This is a genomic window from Novosphingobium sp. PhB165, assembly GCF_004341845.1.
Lineage (GTDB): Bacteria > Pseudomonadota > Alphaproteobacteria > Sphingomonadales > Sphingomonadaceae > Novosphingobium.
The window spans coordinates 501,567-519,573 of sequence record NZ_SLVB01000002.1 but is presented as its reverse complement, the minus strand read 5'-3'; the positions used below and the strand labels follow the sequence as shown (position 1 = coordinate 519,573).

11 protein-coding genes are annotated in these 18,007 nt (G+C 60.7%); 6 read left to right on the top strand and 5 right to left on the bottom strand.

Going from position 1 to position 18,007, the window contains the following annotated elements; translation table 11 throughout:
• Position 1: 1 nt before the first annotated feature.
• Positions 2–694 carry a pentapeptide repeat-containing protein gene (locus EDF56_RS07785; protein ID WP_132386161.1) on the bottom strand — a complete coding sequence of 231 codons (693 nt, stop codon included), beginning with the start codon at positions 692–694 and terminating at the stop codon, positions 2–4.
• 488 nt (positions 695–1,182) lie between these two features.
• On the opposite strand from EDF56_RS07785, the gene EDF56_RS07780 reads away from it, so the two are divergent.
• Positions 1,183–2,985, top strand: a complete 1,803-nt coding sequence (locus tag EDF56_RS07780) for a tannase/feruloyl esterase family alpha/beta hydrolase (RefSeq protein ID WP_243652460.1) — start codon at positions 1,183–1,185, stop codon at positions 2,983–2,985.
• Positions 2,986–3,396: 411 nt separating this feature from the next.
• On the top strand, positions 3,397–4,293 hold the full coding sequence (locus EDF56_RS07775) for an alpha/beta hydrolase (protein ID WP_243652459.1): 897 nt from the start codon (positions 3,397–3,399) through the stop codon (positions 4,291–4,293).
• Between the two features lie 61 nt (positions 4,294–4,354).
• Here EDF56_RS07775 and EDF56_RS07770 read toward each other — a convergent pair whose 3' ends face one another.
• The gene (locus EDF56_RS07770) at positions 4,355–7,798 is read right to left on the bottom strand and encodes a glycosyl hydrolase (RefSeq protein WP_347812970.1); all 3,444 of its coding nucleotides are present in this window, start codon (positions 7,796–7,798) and stop codon (positions 4,355–4,357) included.
• A gap of 238 nt (positions 7,799–8,036) precedes the next feature.
• Here EDF56_RS07770 and EDF56_RS07765 point away from each other — a divergent pair, with 238 nt between their 5' ends.
• Together EDF56_RS07765 and EDF56_RS07760 are read left to right on the top strand one after the other, a co-directional pair.
• Positions 8,037–9,326, top strand: a complete 1,290-nt coding sequence (locus EDF56_RS07765) for a cytochrome P450 (protein WP_132386160.1) — start codon at positions 8,037–8,039, stop codon at positions 9,324–9,326.
• A gap of 27 nt (positions 9,327–9,353) precedes the next feature.
• The gene (locus tag EDF56_RS07760) at positions 9,354–10,100 is read left to right on the top strand and encodes an SDR family NAD(P)-dependent oxidoreductase (RefSeq protein ID WP_132386159.1); all 747 of its coding nucleotides are present in this window, start codon (positions 9,354–9,356) and stop codon (positions 10,098–10,100) included.
• A 107-nt stretch (positions 10,101–10,207) separates the two neighbouring features.
• Here EDF56_RS07760 and EDF56_RS07755 read toward each other — a convergent pair whose 3' ends face one another.
• From EDF56_RS07755 to EDF56_RS07745, 3 genes are all read right to left on the bottom strand, one after another.
• Positions 10,208–11,251, bottom strand: coding sequence for a hypothetical protein (locus tag EDF56_RS07755; RefSeq protein WP_132386158.1), 1,044 nt, complete (start codon positions 11,249–11,251; stop codon positions 10,208–10,210).
• 88 nt (positions 11,252–11,339) lie between these two features.
• Positions 11,340–12,251: an alpha/beta hydrolase gene (locus EDF56_RS07750; RefSeq protein WP_132386157.1), complete on the bottom strand. Its 912-nt coding sequence runs from the start codon at positions 12,249–12,251 to the stop codon at positions 11,340–11,342.
• A gap of 133 nt (positions 12,252–12,384) precedes the next feature.
• Positions 12,385–13,515 carry a helix-turn-helix transcriptional regulator gene (locus tag EDF56_RS07745; protein ID WP_132386156.1) on the bottom strand — a complete coding sequence of 377 codons (1,131 nt, stop codon included), beginning with the start codon at positions 13,513–13,515 and terminating at the stop codon, positions 12,385–12,387.
• 264 nt (positions 13,516–13,779) lie between these two features.
• Between EDF56_RS07745 and EDF56_RS07740 the strand changes: the two genes are divergently transcribed.
• Positions 13,780–16,122, top strand: a complete 2,343-nt coding sequence (locus tag EDF56_RS07740; RefSeq protein ID WP_132386155.1) for a TonB-dependent receptor — start codon at positions 13,780–13,782, stop codon at positions 16,120–16,122.
• A gap of 151 nt (positions 16,123–16,273) precedes the next feature.
• On the top strand, positions 16,274–17,953 hold the full coding sequence (locus EDF56_RS07735) for a tannase/feruloyl esterase family alpha/beta hydrolase (protein ID WP_243652458.1): 1,680 nt from the start codon (positions 16,274–16,276) through the stop codon (positions 17,951–17,953).
• The last annotated feature ends 54 nt before the right edge of the window (positions 17,954–18,007 follow it).

Below are 18,007 nucleotides of genomic sequence, written 5' to 3'. Positions count from 1 at the left end.
GTCACAGCACCCGCAGCCCGAGTTGCCCCAGCAGTTCCGCCGCTTGAAGGCGGGAAATCGTGGCGCCCCGGAACAGCCGGGCGTCCATCAGTTCCAGCCCGCTGAGATCGGCACCGCGCAAATCGGCCTGCTCGAACCGGCTGCCGTTCAGCGTGGCGTTGCGGAGTGAGGATTCCTCGAACACGGCCATGCGAAAGTCGCATTTCCGCAAGTCCGCCTCGGAAAAATCCACCCGTTTAAGGTTCGACTTCCGGAAGGAGATCCCGGGCAGCTTGGCATAGGAGAGCAGGACTTCTTCCAGCGACACGCCGATCATGCCTGCATCCGTGAAGTCGGCGCCGGTGAGCTTGCAATTTGCAAACCGCGTGGACATGAGGCTCGCCCGCCGGAACGAGGCATTGTTGAAGTCCCCACCCGTCACGGCGGCATCGCCAAAATCGGTACCGACGAAAGAGGCCTCCGCGCCTCGGCAGCCGATGAATGCGGCCTCGGTCAGAATGGCCCGATCAAATCTGGCCCGCCGCATGGCGCAGCGCTCAAAACGCATTTGGCGCAAATCGAGCGAGGAAAAGTCGCCTCCGTCCAGATCGCACTCGATCAGGTGATGCGGCCGCAAGCCGTCTTCTCCGGCCAGATCGGCGCGCGTTACGGTACGGCCGGTCAATGTGGCGATGGCTTCTTTCGGATCGTTCATCACGGCCTTATGGGCGCACGAGCCGGGAGAAGAAAGCCTCGATCAGCACATGGGATAACCGCTTTCGAACCATGGGCGATCGATACTTCACCGCGCTGGCGGGCAAAAGCGGCCGAGGCCCACGGGCCTATTTCAGACTCATTCCCAACCGCGGCGAGAATTTCGGCGCCGTGCAAAGTAGCGCCTGAAGAAGCATGCCAATGGTTCGATGATGATACTCAAACCCGAATAAAAGCAATCTTGCAATCCGCTTATAGACCGATTAGTCGGTAAGTCAAGTTTGTGCACGCAATTGTCCAAGCAGTTTGGGGCTTTTCCAGCAGACGGTATTTCACCGCCGCCTCCGCGCTCTGTCGTGGGGTGCCGTTCGGTGGGAAGGGCAATGCGGCGCCGCTTCAGACGGAATAAGCCAGTCCACATCAGAAGGCTTTCAGGGCCCGCGCTTAACACGCCACGCAAATATCTTCGATCCTTGGGAGAGGCCGCTTATGACGAAAATTACCACGCGTTTGGGACTTTCAGCTGCGGCTACGGCCTCGCTGGGAATATTGCTCGGAACCTCCAGCGCGCTTGTACCCACCCCCGATTCCATGGCTCATTCGCAGACGCCGGCGACCAGTGGCTTCGCGGCAAGCTGCACACCGGAATTCGTGCAGGCCGCTGCCTCCGGGCTTGGCAGTGCGATCACGATCAAGCCGATCAAGGACAGCATGTTCAAGGGCGCCACAAACTACGTTGCGGCAAAAGGCACACGCCCGGCTTTCTGCCAAGTGACCGGAAGTTTCGTCACCAATCCCGAGACAGGCAAAACCTCGAACTTCCTTGCCTCGTTCCCGTCGAACTGGAATGGAAAGTACTTGCAGCTCGGCTGCAGTGGTCATTGCGGCCAGTTCTATGTGAGCGATCCGGCCATGCCTTCCGTCACTGTCACGGCACAAGGACATCCGGGTCAGATCATCGAGAAAGGATACGCGACTTTCGCCACCGACGAGGGCCACGAGGGGCTTGATTCCGCATCGTGGGCAGTGAAGAATGGAAAGGTCGATCAGGACTATGTCGACGATTTCCTCTATCGGGCCGATAAAGTCCTCGCGCGCCTCGGCAAGAATTTCACCACCGCCTTCTACGGCCGCGTGAACGGCGCGAAGACGCAGATCTCGCATTCCTATTTCGAGGGTTGCTCCGGAGGCGGACGCGACGCGATGGTTGCTGCATCCTACTTCCCGGAGGAGTTCGACGGGATCATCGCGGGATCGCCTTACGACATCTGGGGCGTGTCGTTCCACGGCACGGCAATCGGAAAAGCAACGAGCCGCTCGGCGGGATCAGTGCTTACACCCGGCTTGCTCTCGCTTATGGACAATGTGGTCAAGAAACAGTGCGATGCGCTCGACGGCGTCAAGGACGGGCTCATCCAGAACCCTGCCGCATGCAACTTCGATCCGGAACGGGATCTGCCGAAGTGTGGCCCCGGCTCCACGCCCGGGCAATGCTTCACTCCCGAACAGATCGAAACTGTGGCGGTAACTGTGAATGCGGTGACCGATGAGCGCGGAAACATCGTACAGCCGGGCTATTCAGTCAGTGAACTTGGCGTTCTGGGCGGCGGAACGGCGATGCTTAGCGATCCGGTGCATGAGATCTTCGTGCACAAAAACGATCCGGGCTTCAAAGCGGCTTCCATGGTCACATTCCGACGCGGCGGCCCCGGACCTGTCACGGGTTTTCATGCTGTCGTGCCCGCCGCCGAAGTCGCCGCAGCACGAGCAGCCCTGCTCCCCGGCATCGGAACGCTGCCCGAAAATACGGCGCGGCTGATGAACAGTAAGACGAAGCTGCTGATGTGGCATAACTACAGCGACGAGCGGCTCACTCCTTACATGTCGGTGAACTGGTATAACCAACTGGCGCGGCGCCATGGCGGCTTCGACAAGGTCCAGCAACAAGTCCGGCTGTTCATGCTTCCCGGCACCGCCCATTGCAGCATCGTAAGCAGTGCCCCCAATAGTTTCGACCCGATCACGGCACTTGAGGGATGGGTCGAGAAAGGCCACGCGCCTGAGTCCCTGCCGGCCTGGGTCGCCGACCGGCAATATACGCCCGGTGGGCCGAAAGCCTTGGCACTGAAGACCCCGAACTACACCATGCCCCTGTGCAAGTATCCCGAAATGGCCCGCTACAGCGGCAAGGGAGATGTGCAGGACAAGAAGAACTGGAGCTGCAGCCCAAGCGACAAGCGACTGCTCACTGTCGGGACCAGCGGCAGGCAGGCGGGCCTGATGATGAAATAGTGAAATCGCGAGATAAGCCGGTGCACCGGGAACGGCGTCCCGGGACGGCACCGGCTTATCGTCCGCCCGGCGCCCCTTACGATTTCGCCGCAATTGGCGGCGCTTTCGCGGTCTTGATCGAAACAGACAGCCGGATGCCTTGCAACGAAAGCGGCCGCAATCTGGCGAGAGACAAGATACATGAAAAATGCCCATGCTAATCGCGCTTCGAAAGCAGATGCGGCGTTTCCGCTGAGCCGTCGCGGCGTCTTCGGGCTGTCCGTTGCGCTTGCGGTAACGCTTGACGCCCAGCCCGCGGCCGCAGGCAGCGCCCCGACAACAGGCTCGATGAATGCGGCAGACGGCGCGGTTCACCTCCCGCCTCGGATCATCGAGCCGCCGCTGTCCATCAGCGAGGCCGCGCGGGCCTATTTGCGCAAGGGCGCGAATACCGCTGAGGATCCGTCTCCTCCCGTCACCAATTCTGCAGCATGGCGCACGAAGATCGCTTATCACGATGCGAGCATGCTCCGCATGATGAATGGCGGCGATCTGGTCCTCCCCGGTTTCAAGGTGGAAGACCGTGTGATCGGCGCGGCGAAAGTCTATGTTATCACACCGCCGGCCTCTGCGCCCAACCAAGGCAAGCCGCATCTCAGCATCCATGGAGGCGGCTGGACAAGTCTGGGCGGAAAAATCGCCCGCGTTCTGGCGCAAGTACAAGCCCAGCAATACGGCGGCGTGATCTATGCAGTCGATTATCGCATGCCGCCGGATCATCCCTTCCCCGCCCCCCTGGACGATTGCCTTGCTGTCTATCGAGAGATGACCCGCCAATTTCGGCCCGACCAGATCTTGGTCTCGGGCGGGTCGGCGGGAGGCAATCTGGCCGCTGCACTCATGTTGAAGGCACGCGACGGCGGGCTGCCTCAGCCCGCTGCGCTCTTGCTGGATACGCCGGTAGTCGATTTGACAGGTGTGAGTGACACCTTGCAGACCAACCAGCATCTCGACACGTTGTTGAAGGTCTGGCGGCAGGATGCGAATGTCGCTCTCTACGCTGGCAGTTCAAACCTCGCAGATCCTTATCTGTCCCCGCTGAAGGGAGACTTGTCTCGTGGCTTCCCGCCGACCTACCTGCGGTCCGGCACGCGTGACCTCTTCCTGTCCGACACGGTCCGTTTCCACGCTGCTTTGCGAAAGGCCGGTGTCCCTGCGGATCTCTATGTCGGCGAAGCTATGCCGCATGGGGGCTTCGGCGGCCGCACACCGGAAGACCTGGATGCCGTTGCCGATGCCCTGCGCTGGCTGGCCGTTCATTGGACCTGAAGTCGGCCGTAGTTACCTTGACGTGGAGCAAAGCGTAACCTCTGCGGTCCACGTCGCCTGATCAATTGGATTCTCTTGGATTGGCAACGCGACTGAGCGTCACCGGGCCGATCAATCCTGCAGGCCTGAGCGGAGCATCTGCCTTGTATGCGGGCATAACGGTGAAGGCTATCTTGGACGCTCCAGTCTGCGCGTCCCCGATCAAGCGATTGACCCACAAATTGGCGACGCGGACTTCGAGATGGTTCTTCCCATTTCGCAATGCCTTGCCAATGTCGACCTGAAACGGCGCATGCCAAACGGTACCTATCCTTATGCCGTTGAGGCGGACCTCGGCCAAGTCGCCGACGCGTCCCAGATCGAGCAGGACAGGCGCGCCGGAGCGGTAACCTGTCGGCACAGAAAAGTCTTTTGTGTAAGTAGCCACGCCCGAGAAGTACTTGATGCCCGGATCGGTCTGCTCGTTAAGCGGCGCAAGATGCCCCATTGCGAGCGAGCGAGGCGCTCCGCGGCCCGCTTCGAAAGCTACGTTCCACCCGTCATCCAATGACATCATCTGGCGGGGTTCGGACTGAAGAAGCGTCAATGCCTGTGCCGCCGCGTTTCGACGAAAGACCACGAAGAAGCTGTCATTGGCCGCCATCGTGAGCGGCACGACAGTCTCGTTGCCTTCGATCCGATAGGATACTCGCGTGATCGCGCCTGTATCGGCTCTCCAGATCTCCGGCGCTTTGCCTGCAACCCGGAAACGGGCGTCGAACCCTTCTCTTCGGCCGAGTCCATTAGACACGAAATAGATATCGCCGTCGTCCAGTTGCCGATGCACAAATCTGATCTGGCTGTCGGATCGTGCGCCGCCGATTGCGAAATCGGGCGCCACGCCGACGGTTCGCAGGGCGGCATCGACATCATGGCCACTAACGACCTGGCCGGCTCCGACAGAGGTCACGGCGCTACCCGACCACAGGCGGCGAACCAGCGCTGCATATTCGACGGGATCATCCTGCAAGGCAGGCGAACCGGCCGGAGCATCGCCCGCGATCACGGCGCCCGCATCTGCGAGTTCCGCAATGCGCCGAAGCATCGGCAAAGTCATCCGCGCACTCGATCCGCCAAGATAGAGCAGGCGATACCGGGCTCCGGACGGTGCCACCAAAGCGCCTGCGTCGACTTTGAAATCCTTTTGCAGGACCGTCGCATTGACGTAGTCGTAGCCGTTGCGCGTTGGACCATCGGCGTATGCAGCCTTGCCGGCTATGGGAGTAGGCTCCTCTTCGCCATAGAAATAGGCAACGTCGGCAACGAAACGCCCCTGTTGCAACAGCAAGCCGGTCCGCGCCATATAGTCCACCCATGGCCGCGCCATCTCGGACCAGGTTTCGTTGCGCGTGAAGAATTGGCCGATATGCCACATCGATAGCCCCGGCTTCTTGTCGACGGGTTGGTGTACCGAGGTATGGATGACGGGAAGATTGACCCCATTCGCAAACTCGGCGTCAATGACCGGACGCAGATCCGAGGGCGAATGGGCCCAAGGGAAGCGCGTCGACGTCATCGATTCTGCTGCGACTACGTTCTGCCCGAACAGATGGGCGACGGATGCCGCTCCCCGAATGTCGACAAGGTACGGAAATTTCGGCCCGTCCTCGGGCCTGAACGCCCACATCGCGGCCATGGGCACGTCCGCGAACCGCCTCATGTCCATATTGTCGCCGAGCGAGGTACGCCCCCCTTCAAGCGCCTCGCTGTACCAGCGAAGGCCGTTCTCGTGGGCAACTGCCGCGACCGTGGCATAGTGCTCCGAGGCGTGGAGGTCGGCAATCGTGCGACGAAAATCGAACAGGAAGGCATCGCTCTTTGCCCGGGATTCGACGATCGTTCCGGTCAGCACGGGCAGCCATGGACGGGCATCGTAGCCACGCAGCCGGCGAAACTGGTCAAGCATGGCGGGCGTCCAGTTGAACGGACCAACCTCGGTGCTGTCGTTGACGAGCGCCTTCAAACCGTGGGACGCGAACGAACCTGGTCCAAGTGTTTCCTTGAAGCGGCCAAGATAGGTCTCGAAATACCGGCGAACGGCGGCCGCATCGAGTTTGTCCACCTCAAGCCCGGTCGCCTCCGCCGAAGCAGGGTGATTGAGAGCGCCAGTGAGCGAGTAGCCCATCCGCACCACCCGCCATTCTCCCTGAGGAACGGTCCAGTCCAGCGAACCGTCGGGCCGCATCCGGCTTGTCAGATCGAGAACATCGCCGGCCGGCACGCCATTCGCCTCGCTTCCGACATCGGCATCAAGCGCACTGTAATCGGCGGCGGCGGAAAAGCCTGCCTTCACTTCGAACTCGTTGACCCGCGCCTCCTGCGACAGGCGCAGATCGACAATATCGAGTTTTTGCCTCGGCTTGCCGGGTCCAGAAAATCCCGCATATCCGGGCGCAGAGATCGTCGCGGAACCAGCAGCTGGCGGAGCCGGTACGAGAACGAAGCGGAAGTAGCGAGCGACAACCGGCGCGAAGCTGATGGTCGTGGGCACGATGCCAAGGCGGATATCGGTAATCCTGCGCCAGTGAATCCCGTCCATACTGGCTTCGAGGCGCGGTACTACGGTGGCCGCCGAATAAAGGTCGGCAATGTCGGCAATGAAGAGCGATGCGGAACGGATGGTTTGTGGACGGGAGTAAGTAAGAACAATCATGCCGGGGTTTTCTGAGGTGCCCGCAGGGACCTCGACTCCGGTTGCGTAGGAGCCGTCAAGCAGGGCGGTGCCGTCCAACGCTTTGCCATCAGCCAGTGTGAAAGTTGGAACCGCGCTCTTTTGCATATCGTGCACGCGCCAAGCGAACACGGCTGCATCGGCGTAAAAATCCGGAATTGGAGGCTTGGCAACCGCGCTCAGTTCCTTGTGCGGCGCAAGATCCTGAAACAGACCGGTTATAGTTGGCGGAAGTCGCAGCACGCCGTCGAACCGCCGGCCCCCGCGCACTATGGTTTCGCTCCAGACCAGCTTTTTCATCGCGTCCTGAGGCTTTACCCATGGCCCTCCGGACTCGCTCCAACCTGCCGAAGCGGCGATACCGAGTTCAAGACCGAGACCGTTCGCAAGCGTTGCCGCGTGCCGGAATGCACCCTGCCATTCCGGCGACATGTATGTGATCCGCCGCTCCACAACTTTGGGAAGAGCAAAACTCCCGTCAAAAGTCTGCGCTCCGCCCAGCCCGACGCGCTTCATCCATGCAAGGTCTTTCTCGATCCCGTCTTCGCTTATGTTGCCATCCAGCCAATGCCACCAAACCCTGGGGCGGGCGGCCTGGGGCGGATCGCGAAAGCCATCCTCTAACGGATCGCCTTGCGAAACGGCTTGCGGCGCGGGGTCGGCAAGTGCTGCAAACGGAAAGCTCAGGCCCGATCCGCAAAGCAGCGCACCGATCGCAAAAACGGCAAACGTTTTGGTTCTGTTCGGCGCATTTTCCAACGGCAACATCCTGCTCCCCACACCCAGCTTGAACAAACGGAGCCTCCTCCCCGCTGGAGGTCCCAGCACCCATTTCCCGTCGTTCCAAACATCGTGACGGCGGGAAACGAACAAGGAGAAGTGCCGCGTTATCTCGACTTCTCAAAAACCGATTGCAAAAATTACTGACTAGTTGGTAGGCTTAACGCTCATTCGCGATGCGGTCAACGCGCGTGACCGAATCCAAACCGTTTGCAGTTTTGAAAACGTTACGAAAAATTCTGGAGAGTATCCTGTGACAGAAGCCCTCGAACTGATCGACCGTGACTATCTTACCGATCCCGCTCTGTTGCTCGATCCTTACGAGTTTTTCAGGGAACTGCGCGAACGCGGCCGCGTGATCGCATCGAGGGCGCGCGAAGACCTCCTGATTGTCACGGGCTTCCAGGAAGCCCTCGACGTCCTCAATAATCCCAAGGATTTCTCCTCGGCGATCGCTCCCGGCGGCCCGGTCGCACCGCTGCCGTTCGTGCCTGAAGGTGACGACCTTACTCCGCAAATCGAGGCGCACCGCGATCAGATCATTGCTGGCGACTTGCTGGTTGCCCTCGACGATACCCGGCACGCCAACGCGCGCGCGGTGCTCAACCGCCTCTTCGTGCCCTCGCGGCTGAAGGCGAACGAGGCATACATCAACGAACTGGCAGAAACGATGGTGCGTGATGCCGTGCAGAGCGGCGGATGCGAAGTGATCAAGGGCGTTGCCGTACCGTTCGTGACACTTGTGATCGCGGATCTGCTGGGCGTTCCATCCGAGGACCGCGAACAGTTCACCAACGTCATCGAAAACGCGCCCCCGCCGGGCAGCATTCAAGCCGAAGGCGCGACGACGGACGTGGGACCGCTGGAATTCATGGCGGGCTTCTTCGTGCGCTACCTGATGGAACGCCGAGCCGCGCCCAACGGAGACGTCCTCAGCGATCTCGCAACCGCCACTTATCCGGACGGGACGCTTCCGGATGTCATCGAACTGGTCAAGCTCAGCACCTTCCTGTTCGGCGCTGGGCAGGACACGAGCGCGAAGCTGCTCGGCAATTCCATGCTCTATCTCACCCGAATGCCTGACGTGCAGCGCCAGCTTCGCGAAGACCCCAGCCTTATCCCGGCGTTCATCGAGGAAGTCCTGCGCCTTGAAGGGTCGAGCAAGGTCACGTTCCGCCTCGCGCGCCGGGACACCAATATCGGAGACCTTCCCGTCAAGGCGGGCACCAAGGTGATGATCGCCCTTGCTGCTGCCAATCGGGATCCGGCTCGCTGGGAAAATCCCGACGAATTCCAACTTAACCGTCCCAAACTGCGCGAACAGCTGGCCTTCGGCCGCGGCGGGCATGTCTGTTCGGGCGCACCGCTCGCCCGGGTGGAGATCCGGATCATCCTGGAGAAGTTCCTGAAGCTCACGAGCAATATCGCGATCGACGAGGCAGAACACGGTTCGCCAGCCGATCCGGCGCTTGAGTACGAGGCCAGCTTCATCGTTCGCGGACTCGAAAAACTGAATGTGAAATTGACCCCTGCGGCGAACTGAAAACAACCGAATTCAAGGAACGATCGAATGAATGAAAAACGTACTGTTGTCGTTACCGGCGCGGCAGGAGGCATCGGCCTTGGCATTGCCCAGCGCTTTGCGCGCGATGGCCATCCGACCGCGATGCTGGACATGAACGGCGCGCTTCTCGACAAGGAAGCCGAGCTGCTGCGTGTAGAAGGCACGCGGATTGTCGCTCACGCCGTCGATATTTCGGACCGTTCGGCACTCGACGAAGTCTATGACAGCATCCGCAAGGAACTGGGGCCGATCAGCATCGTCGTGGCGAACGCGGGGATTTCAGAATTCGTCCCCTTCATGGAAATGTCGCAGTCGCAATGGGACCGGACGATGTCGGTTAACCTCACCGGCGTGTTCCATACCGTGCAGGCCGCACTTCCGGACATGATCGAGCAGTCCTGGGGGCGGATCGTTACGATTTCCTCGCAGGCGGCGCAGTCGGGCGGCCCGCGGCAGGTCCATTACTCGGCATCGAAAGGCGGCGTCATCGGTATGACCCGGGCGCTCGCACGCGAGTTTGCCCCGCACAACATCACCGTCAACACCATCCCGCCTTCGCTGGTGGAGACCCCGATGATGCACCGGCATGCGGAATCCAGCGGGTTCCCGACCGAGATGATCGTCCAGATGATTCCGATTTCCCGTCCCGGCACGCCCGCCGACATCGCGGGGGCCTGCGCTTATCTCGCTTCCGACGATGCGAGCTACGTCACCGGACAGGTGCTCGGCGTGAATGGCGGGATGTACATCTGAGAGCGACCGCGCTCGCCTGACCTATCCATTACGGCGCCCCGGTTCAGACCGGGGCGCCGCTCCCATACCGTCGCGGGGAGCGGCGAACCGGGCTTGCCGTCGTCACTCTATCTTGCGGAGGCCCAAACGCCGGCAGGCGCGCAAGGCAGGCCAACGTCCTTCAACGTCAGAATGCCGGCCGGGGCCGCCTTGACATTGAAGGCGGCGTTTACGGCCGGCATGGCCGTCATCGTATCCCACTCGTGACGCCCCCAGTGCGCGGGCGGCGTGAAACGGATGCGCGTGTTGACCTCAGGCTCACCCTTGATCACCAGATGGTACTGGTCATCCTCAAACTTCCAGCCCTCATTGAGAAGTTTGGTCAGATACCAGGCGACGGTCACCTTTACGACGGTGCGACCGCCAATCTTCCCGGTCCAACCGGCGCGCAGCGCGGCATTGGTATCCTTGGGGATGGTCATGAAGCCGAGATCGACCGTCTGTGAGGCTGTGGCGAATTCGATATCGTAATCCAGTTCCTCCAGTTCGAAACCCAGAGCTGTCGCCAACCGATTCGCGGCATCGTAGAACGATGTCATCCACAAACGACTTGTCTGGATGACTTCCGGAGTGGCTTCGGGAAGCGATATTCCCATCGCGAGCCAGGTCTCCTTGGATTCATAGACCGAACAATCGGCCGATTCCGAAATCGAGACCATCTCGACATCGCGGCATACCGCTGTCAGCGCAGCGGCTACGCCGTTGATCCACCCGGGGTTTACCCCTGTAATGAAGAGCGAGGCGTCACCTTTACGACAGGCCTCCTCCAGCGCCTTGCGCGTGTCCCCCTGAATGCCTCCAACGTTCAGGAACAGGTTGGTGCTGATGATGTCTATTCCGCTTTCCAGCAATCTGACGGCGTGGTCCAGATCGGCCATGAAAGGTGTGTAGATGACCGCATCGGCACCCAGAGCAATCAGCGCGTCGATATCATTTGTCGCCAACACTCCGCATTCGGGCCGCCCGCAAAGCGTTCCTGCATCCACGCCACGCTTCTCGTCGGAATAGGCAAAGACACCAGCCAATTCCAATCGGGGATCATCCAGAATACCGCGAAGCGCAAGCTTGCCGACTTTTCCGGTGGTCCATTGTATTACCCGCATGGTTTCCATTTCTCTCTCCCGTATAATTTGCAAATTATCGATCAAAAGCCGACTTAAACACTACGACAGACAATATTTCGGAATGTTGCCGGCCAGTTCATTTTTCGGTTTTTCGTTTTAGAAACCCTTGAATATCCAGCCATTGGATAAGCTGGTCGAAGACGCCCAGACTGGTCGTGCCGGGCCTCCCCAACCCAAATCCGTGCCCGCCACTCTGATAGGCATGCAGTTCGACCGGCCGCCCTGCCGAGTGCCAAGCGGCGACGACAGGAAAGCCGTCAAATCTGGCAATCTTGTCGTCAAAGGCCACCGCAGCGAACATCGGCGGTGCCGTTGCCGGCACCTCGACCTTGTCCAAACCTCCGTAAAGGAGCGCAACGAAGTCCGGCCGCCCACCGGGCTCATTTACGAAAGCGGCGTCTCTGGCCACGGTTGCTCCAGAGGAGAACCCGATCATCCCGACGCGTGCTGGGTCCACTCCCCAGCGCGCGGCGTTGGCCCGTACCATCGCGATCGCGGTACCGGCATCCTTGACCGCGGCGGTGCTATCGGTCTCCGTCGCCTCGCCTTTTTCCGCCTTTGCCTGCAGCTGCGCAAAATAGGCCAGAAGATCGGGAACAGCCACGGGCGTCGGTTGGACCCGGTACTTCAGTACGAATGCCGCGATCCCGCGGCGTGCGAACGCATGCGCAACCTGCCAGCCTTCCGCGTCCAGGGCGAGCATGATCATGCCGCCGCCGGGCGCGATCACGACGGCCGCCCCTGTTGCATTCCCCGGTTCCGGAAGGATCGGTGTGAGCGTGGGATGCGAGACGTTTCTCACAACATCCAGCGTTCCAAGCCGTGTCCAGACTTCGGTATCGGCGCTACCCGCGACCGAACCGTCCAGCGGTATCGAAGGTGGTGAATTTGGAGCCGGAATATCGCGTACCGCAGGGCTTGTCTGCGCGGCGCTGGGCACACCGATGAGCGTAAAAGCAAGTGTCCCAATGTATACAGACTTTCGCATGCGCTACTCCCCAGCCCGTCCGGACGCTTTTGCATCCTGGAATCTCATTGCCCGCCGTCGCGATTCCCAACCCTACCGAACAGTTGGTTAATTGCGCAAGCCATGGCAAACCGAAATAGCACCTGTCCTCAGATCAACGAGGCAGCCGCTCGATGTCAGGTGCGAGCGCCAGCACACTGCCCATGAGAATGCGGACAAGGTCCGCTTGCCCCCGCGCGCCGATTTTTGCATAGATTTTCTTAGAGTAGCCCCGTGCCGTTTCGACCTGCAGGCCAAGATCGTCCGCCGCCTCGGCAATCGATCTTCCACGGCACAGTTCAAGCGCAAGCCGGGCCTCGCTCTTGGTAAGCCGGAACAAATCGATGAGTTGGCCACATCGATCCGCGATCCTCCAGCTATCGCCATGGATGTAGGCAACTACAACGGGCTTCCCGATCGTACCGATAAAGCGCCGGGGCGCCGGAACCAGCAGCATGTCCAGCCATGGATCCCTAGACAACGAAACCGCGCGTGGCTGGGCCTCAACACTTGTAGACATCACGCGGATGCTATCGAGAATGGCTTTTTCGGTATTAGCGTCGGCAATCTTCAGCCGCCCCGCCCCGGATCGGCCGAGCATTCCCGATCTTTGCAGCAAAACCGATCCGACGTCGTCGCAATCGACGACCTTTCCATTCCGGTCGAGAGCCAGCCATCCGAATTGCAGCCGGCGGATCGCCTCAGACGCGAGTGACGCAGTGAAGCTTTCTCTTTGCAAAGTCACGTAATTGCGCAGAACGCCTCGCAAAAACGGCGCAAGTTGTTCGAGAAGTCTGTCTACGTCGCGATCGAACGCTCCGACTTTGCGGACGATAGTCAGCCAGGCGTCGACACCGCTAGGCTCTCTGACCCGGATCTGGCGGATATCGCTTACACCATGGACTTGTGTCAGTTCGGTATAGAACGCCGTGTGCTCCCCTTGATCCTGCTCGATAAGATCCCGCAGGGAGTACGGCGTTGCCTCGCTCGTCGTGTCTCCCGAATTCGGGTCCCGTGAAACGAAATGACGTCTATGGATGTCCTTGCTCTCCTCGATGCGGGCATCGCCCCAAATGAGCTGCAAGGCATCATCCTGCCGCCAGCCGGGCGGTTGGCACAGAAGAATGGCAAAGTCGGAGTTGGTAGCGGCGGAAAGCTGCGAGAGAAAGGTGCTCCACAATTCCGTTTCATATGCGCCGTCCAGCAGGCTCTGGGTAAGATCAGCCAAGCCAAGCGTAGCGGACATTCTTAGCTCTCCCGGATTTTACTTCACATACCCCCATATGGGTGTTTTTCTGCTGCCATCCTTACGCCAAGATTGCCGCAACACCAAACGGGCGGCACGACAATAATGCCGCGGGATCGAGGATACTGGGCAACTCCAACCGACCGGCAAAAAGCGGGCATTGCCTGGTGCGATCGTGGGAGGAGAAGGCGACAACGCCATCTGCCGAAAAGAAAATTACCTGCACGCGGATGAAACCACGGCGGGCGAACAGGGAGGAAAGCCATGAAGAAACTACGGTGGATCGTGCTGTCAGGCGCGAGCCTGCTGCCATTGGCAAGCGCACACGCGCAGGACGCGCCGAAGGAAGCCACGGTATATTCGACTGAAGACATCATCGTCACGGCGCGCCGCCGTCAGGAGAGCCTGCAGGACGTGCCGCAAACGGTCAACGCCGTCACCACGGAGGCGATCGAAAAGCTCAACCTTCAGAACTTCAAGGATATTCAGAACGTCGTCCCCGGGCTCCAGCTTGCGGGCGGCGTTACCGGTTCGGATTCCAAGTTCTCGCTTCGCGGCGTGACGTTCGATACGCTGGCGGGCAGCACGAGCCCCACGGTTCAGTTCTACATCAATGAAGCGAGCGCGGATTCGAACCTTGTATTCCAGTCGATGTTCGACGTGGGACAGATCGAAGTGCTGCGCGGGCCGCAAGGCACCTTGCGCGGCCGTTCCGCGCCATCCGGCGCGATCACCCTGACGACCAAGGGCGCCGACCTTTCCGAGGTCGGCGGCTACGTCAACATGACCGGGACCACCCGAGGAAACATCAACGTCAACGGCGCCGTGGGCGTGCCGCTGATCGACGGCGTACTGGGAATTCGTCTAGCCGGGCTCGTCGATCACAACGAACTCGACAGCGTGACGAGCGTGAACAATGGCGCCGATCCGTTCGGCAAGACCGAGGCAATGCGCGCTAGTCTGCGCTTCGAGCCCACGGACACGATCGGCGTGTCCGTGATGTACCAGCACATGGACGCCAAATATCGCTCGTTCCAACAGGTCGATGGCTTTTCCAACCCCTTCCCGATGCTGGGCCTGCCCGCCGGCGGCCCGGTCATCTCGGGCAGCGATCGGCTTGCCGTGTCGGACTTTTCGCGCAATTCCAAGCTGAAATTCGACCTCGTCACCGCCAATGCCGATTGGGGTTTCGCCGGGCAGAAGCTCAGCTACGTGGGCGGATATTCGAAGCAGACGCTGAATACCTATACGCCGCAGGATCCATACAACGTCTTCCCCGGCTTCGATTCCTATCAGGCGATTGCGCCGGCCGGGAACGAGACATGGCGCCATGAACTGCGCCTGGCCTCCGAGGAGCGGATTGCCGGGATCTTCGACTATACGATCGGCGCCTACTACGAACACCAGAAGGGAAGCGCCATAGGCGTCGTCGATCCCTCGACGCCGCTTTCCAACATCGGCACGCTGCTCTCGCAAAAGGTCATAAGCCGCGAGGTTTCGTTCTTCGGCACAGTCACCGCGCACATTACCGACCGCACCGAACTGACCGGCGGCGCGCGGCATATCGATATCAAGCAGACGGCCAGCGAACCCTTCGATTCCGTTCCGGGTGAAGGAAACTCGCTGTGCCTCACGCCGTCGAATTTCTGCCTGCCGGGCTTTGCCCAGACCCAGCCGATCAAGGACACTCACTGGGTCTGGAACGCTTCGCTTTCGCATCGCTTGTCCGATGATTTCCTGATCTACGGCAATGCCGGAACATCCTACCGTCCGCCATTCAGCGTCGTGATCCTCAGTCCGCTGGAAGTACCGGGCTTTCAGTCGGCAAGCGATTTGCACTTCAAGCCACCGGAGAAATCGCTGGGCTTCGAGGTCGGCTTCAAGGCATCGTTCCTCGACAAGCGCGCGCATCTCAATGTCGCGGCGTTCTATCAGAAATTCGACAATCACAACTTCCTGATCGAAGACATCTATTTCGATGACTTCGCGCAAGGAATGGTCACAAGGCAGGATTTCACCGCCGATGCGAATGCGATTGTGAAGGGCATCGAAGCCGATGCCTCCTTCCTGATCACGCCCCGGTGGAATGTGTCGGCCGGCTTCAGCTATGCGAAGGGAACGGTCGACAACGATTATGTGCCCTGCAACGACAGCAACTTCGATGGCATTCCCGACAACGGCGTGCCGACTGCGGCCGACTTTGCGGCCGCCGGCGTTCTGGTAGCGCGCTGCAAGTCCAATCAATCGATTTCGACCGCGCCGCGCTGGACACTCTCGGTCCAGTCCGAATACTCGCACCCGGTGTCAAATTCCGTCGACGGATTTATCCGCGGGCTGTTCAACTATTACCCGGAAAATCCCTATCGCAACGAAGGCGTGGTCATCGACAACTACAGCCTGCTCAATGTCTACGCAGGCATTCGCTCGCCCGACAATGCCTGGGAAATCTCGCTGTACTCGAAGAATGCGCTGAACACGTCTCAGGTTCTTTCGCGGGGACAGGTGGCGCCGGTGTTTGGCTTCATTCCCGTCAACTACCGTCCGATCAGCTACACTCCGCGTCGTGAGTTTGGTCTGAATGTACGATACTCATTCGGATCGCGCTGATCCGCATTCGCAGCCGCACCGACGCGATCCTTCACGCCGTCGGTGCGGCATCATTTCCGTCCTGAAAACAGGCACGTACACCATGGCGTGCCTGCTCGCTTTCCATTCGGGAAGCGGCGAAGCACGACCGCCGATAGGAGCGCCCTGCGCCATGTCCGATAACCTTGTTGCCGCAATCGAGAACGATGACCTGACCCGCATCGTCCTGATCCGCCAGTTCAAAAAGGGCGAGTCGCTCGTCATCGACGAACCGGCATCACCCCATACGCCGGTCGCCCCGTCCGACCTGTGCCTCGTCAAGCTGATCGTCGGGCCCGGCAATCCGGGGCCCGAGGGCGCGCCTTCGACCTCGCCCGGGATCGGCATCGAAGTCTGGCTGCCCTCGCGTGAGGCCTGGAACGGGCGCATCCACAACATCGGCGGCCTCGGCGGCTTCGACGGCGGCCAGCACAGTTCGCCCCATGCCGTGGGCTGGCCTTACGCGGCGCTGACCGCAGGCAGCGAGGGCTCGCTTTCAGCCAGTACCGATTCCGGTCACACGCTCACAAACGGTGCCTGGGCGATGAACCCGGATGGCACGCCGGCGCGCCAGCTTTGGGAGGACTACGCCCACCGCGCGATGCACGTGATGGCCGAAAAGACCAAGCAGCTCGCCCAAGTCTATTACGGTAAGCCCGCACACCATGCCTATTACGAAGGTGTGTCTACCGGCGGGCGACACGGCTACCGCCTCGCCCAGGAGTATCCGGGTGACTATGACGGCATCATCGCCAGCCTGCCTGCACTCAACTGGGCGCAATGGGTGACTGCCGATGTCTACCGCAGCCTCGCAGTCGAACGCGAACTCGGCGGTCATTACCTGACCAAGGCCCAGATGGACCTTGTGTCCAATGCCGCCATTGCCTCGTGCGATACCGTGGGCGGGCAGCACATGGGCTATGTAACCGACAACGCCGCGTGCATCTACGATCCCACCAAGGACAAGGCCGTGCTGCGCGTCGAGGATGGCGGCACCAACGCCGGGCCCGATGCGCTGTCGCTCGCGCAGGCGCGCGTCGTCAACCAGATGTGGTACGGCATCACCAGTGATGGCTCGGCGCCCGATCCCGCGCGCGACAATGGCGTAGGGACGGAACTTTCGGGGCCGCACAAGTGGTACGGCCTCATGCGCGGCACCTCCCTCTATCAGGCCTATTTCGCCAATATCGGCTATGGCAGCTCGAACGCCCACGAGGGATACGTGGCCGATCAGGTGGCGCTCGATCTGGGTGATCCCCGCCTCGCCAATCCGACGTTCCACAATGCCAGCGCCAATGGCGAGGCGGGCTGGACGAAGCTGACTTATGAGGAACTCGCCCGGGCGTTCGATCGCGGAACCGAACTCGACGAGACTTTCGGCCGCCTTGCCAGCGACGATCCCGACCTTTCGGCATTCAAGGCGCGCGGCGGCAAGTTCCTGAGCTGGCACGGCTGGAATGACGAGGCGATCCCGGTCCAGGGAACGATCCGCTACTACGACCGGGTGCTTGAGACGATGGGCGGGCCGGAGCAGGTCCATGACTTCTTCCGCCTCTACCTGCTGCCGGGTGTGGGCCACATGTCTCCCAACGGCACGTCGAACCCCGAAGCGCATCCGCCACTGGTGGCGCCGGGTCAGTTCTTCGCCCTGATGGTCGACTGGGTCGAGAACGGCAAATCGCCGGACGATATCATCATCGAGACTCCCGCCGACAGCCCGATCCGCCGCAGCGCGCCGATCGCACCTTACCCAAGGCAAGTGCGCTACGCCGGCGGGAATCCGAACGAGGCCGCCAGCTACGAAGTGCAATAAAAAGGGGGGCTCCGAAGCATCGCGCACTTGCGTGCTTCCGCGCCCCCTCACAGG

Excerpts from the sequence above, each read along its gene's own strand:
- EDF56_RS07735 (WP_243652458.1), top strand. The coding sequence starts at position 16,274 with ATGTCCGATAACCTTGTTGCCGCAATCGAGAACGATGACCTGACCCGC.
- EDF56_RS07745 (WP_132386156.1), bottom strand. The coding sequence starts at position 13,515 with ATGTCCGCTACGCTTGGCTTGGCTGATCTTACCCAGAGCCTGCTGGAC.
- EDF56_RS07780 (WP_243652460.1), top strand. The coding sequence starts at position 1,183 with ATGACGAAAATTACCACGCGTTTGGGACTTTCAGCTGCGGCTACGGCC.
- EDF56_RS07760 (WP_132386159.1), top strand. The coding sequence starts at position 9,354 with ATGAATGAAAAACGTACTGTTGTCGTTACCGGCGCGGCAGGAGGCATC.
- EDF56_RS07755 (WP_132386158.1), bottom strand. The coding sequence starts at position 11,251 with ATGGAAACCATGCGGGTAATACAATGGACCACCGGAAAAGTCGGCAAG.
- EDF56_RS07785 (WP_132386161.1), bottom strand. The coding sequence starts at position 694 with ATGAACGATCCGAAAGAAGCCATCGCCACATTGACCGGCCGTACCGTA.
- EDF56_RS07750 (WP_132386157.1), bottom strand. The coding sequence starts at position 12,251 with ATGCGAAAGTCTGTATACATTGGGACACTTGCTTTTACGCTCATCGGT.
- EDF56_RS07740 (WP_132386155.1), top strand. The coding sequence starts at position 13,780 with ATGAAGAAACTACGGTGGATCGTGCTGTCAGGCGCGAGCCTGCTGCCA.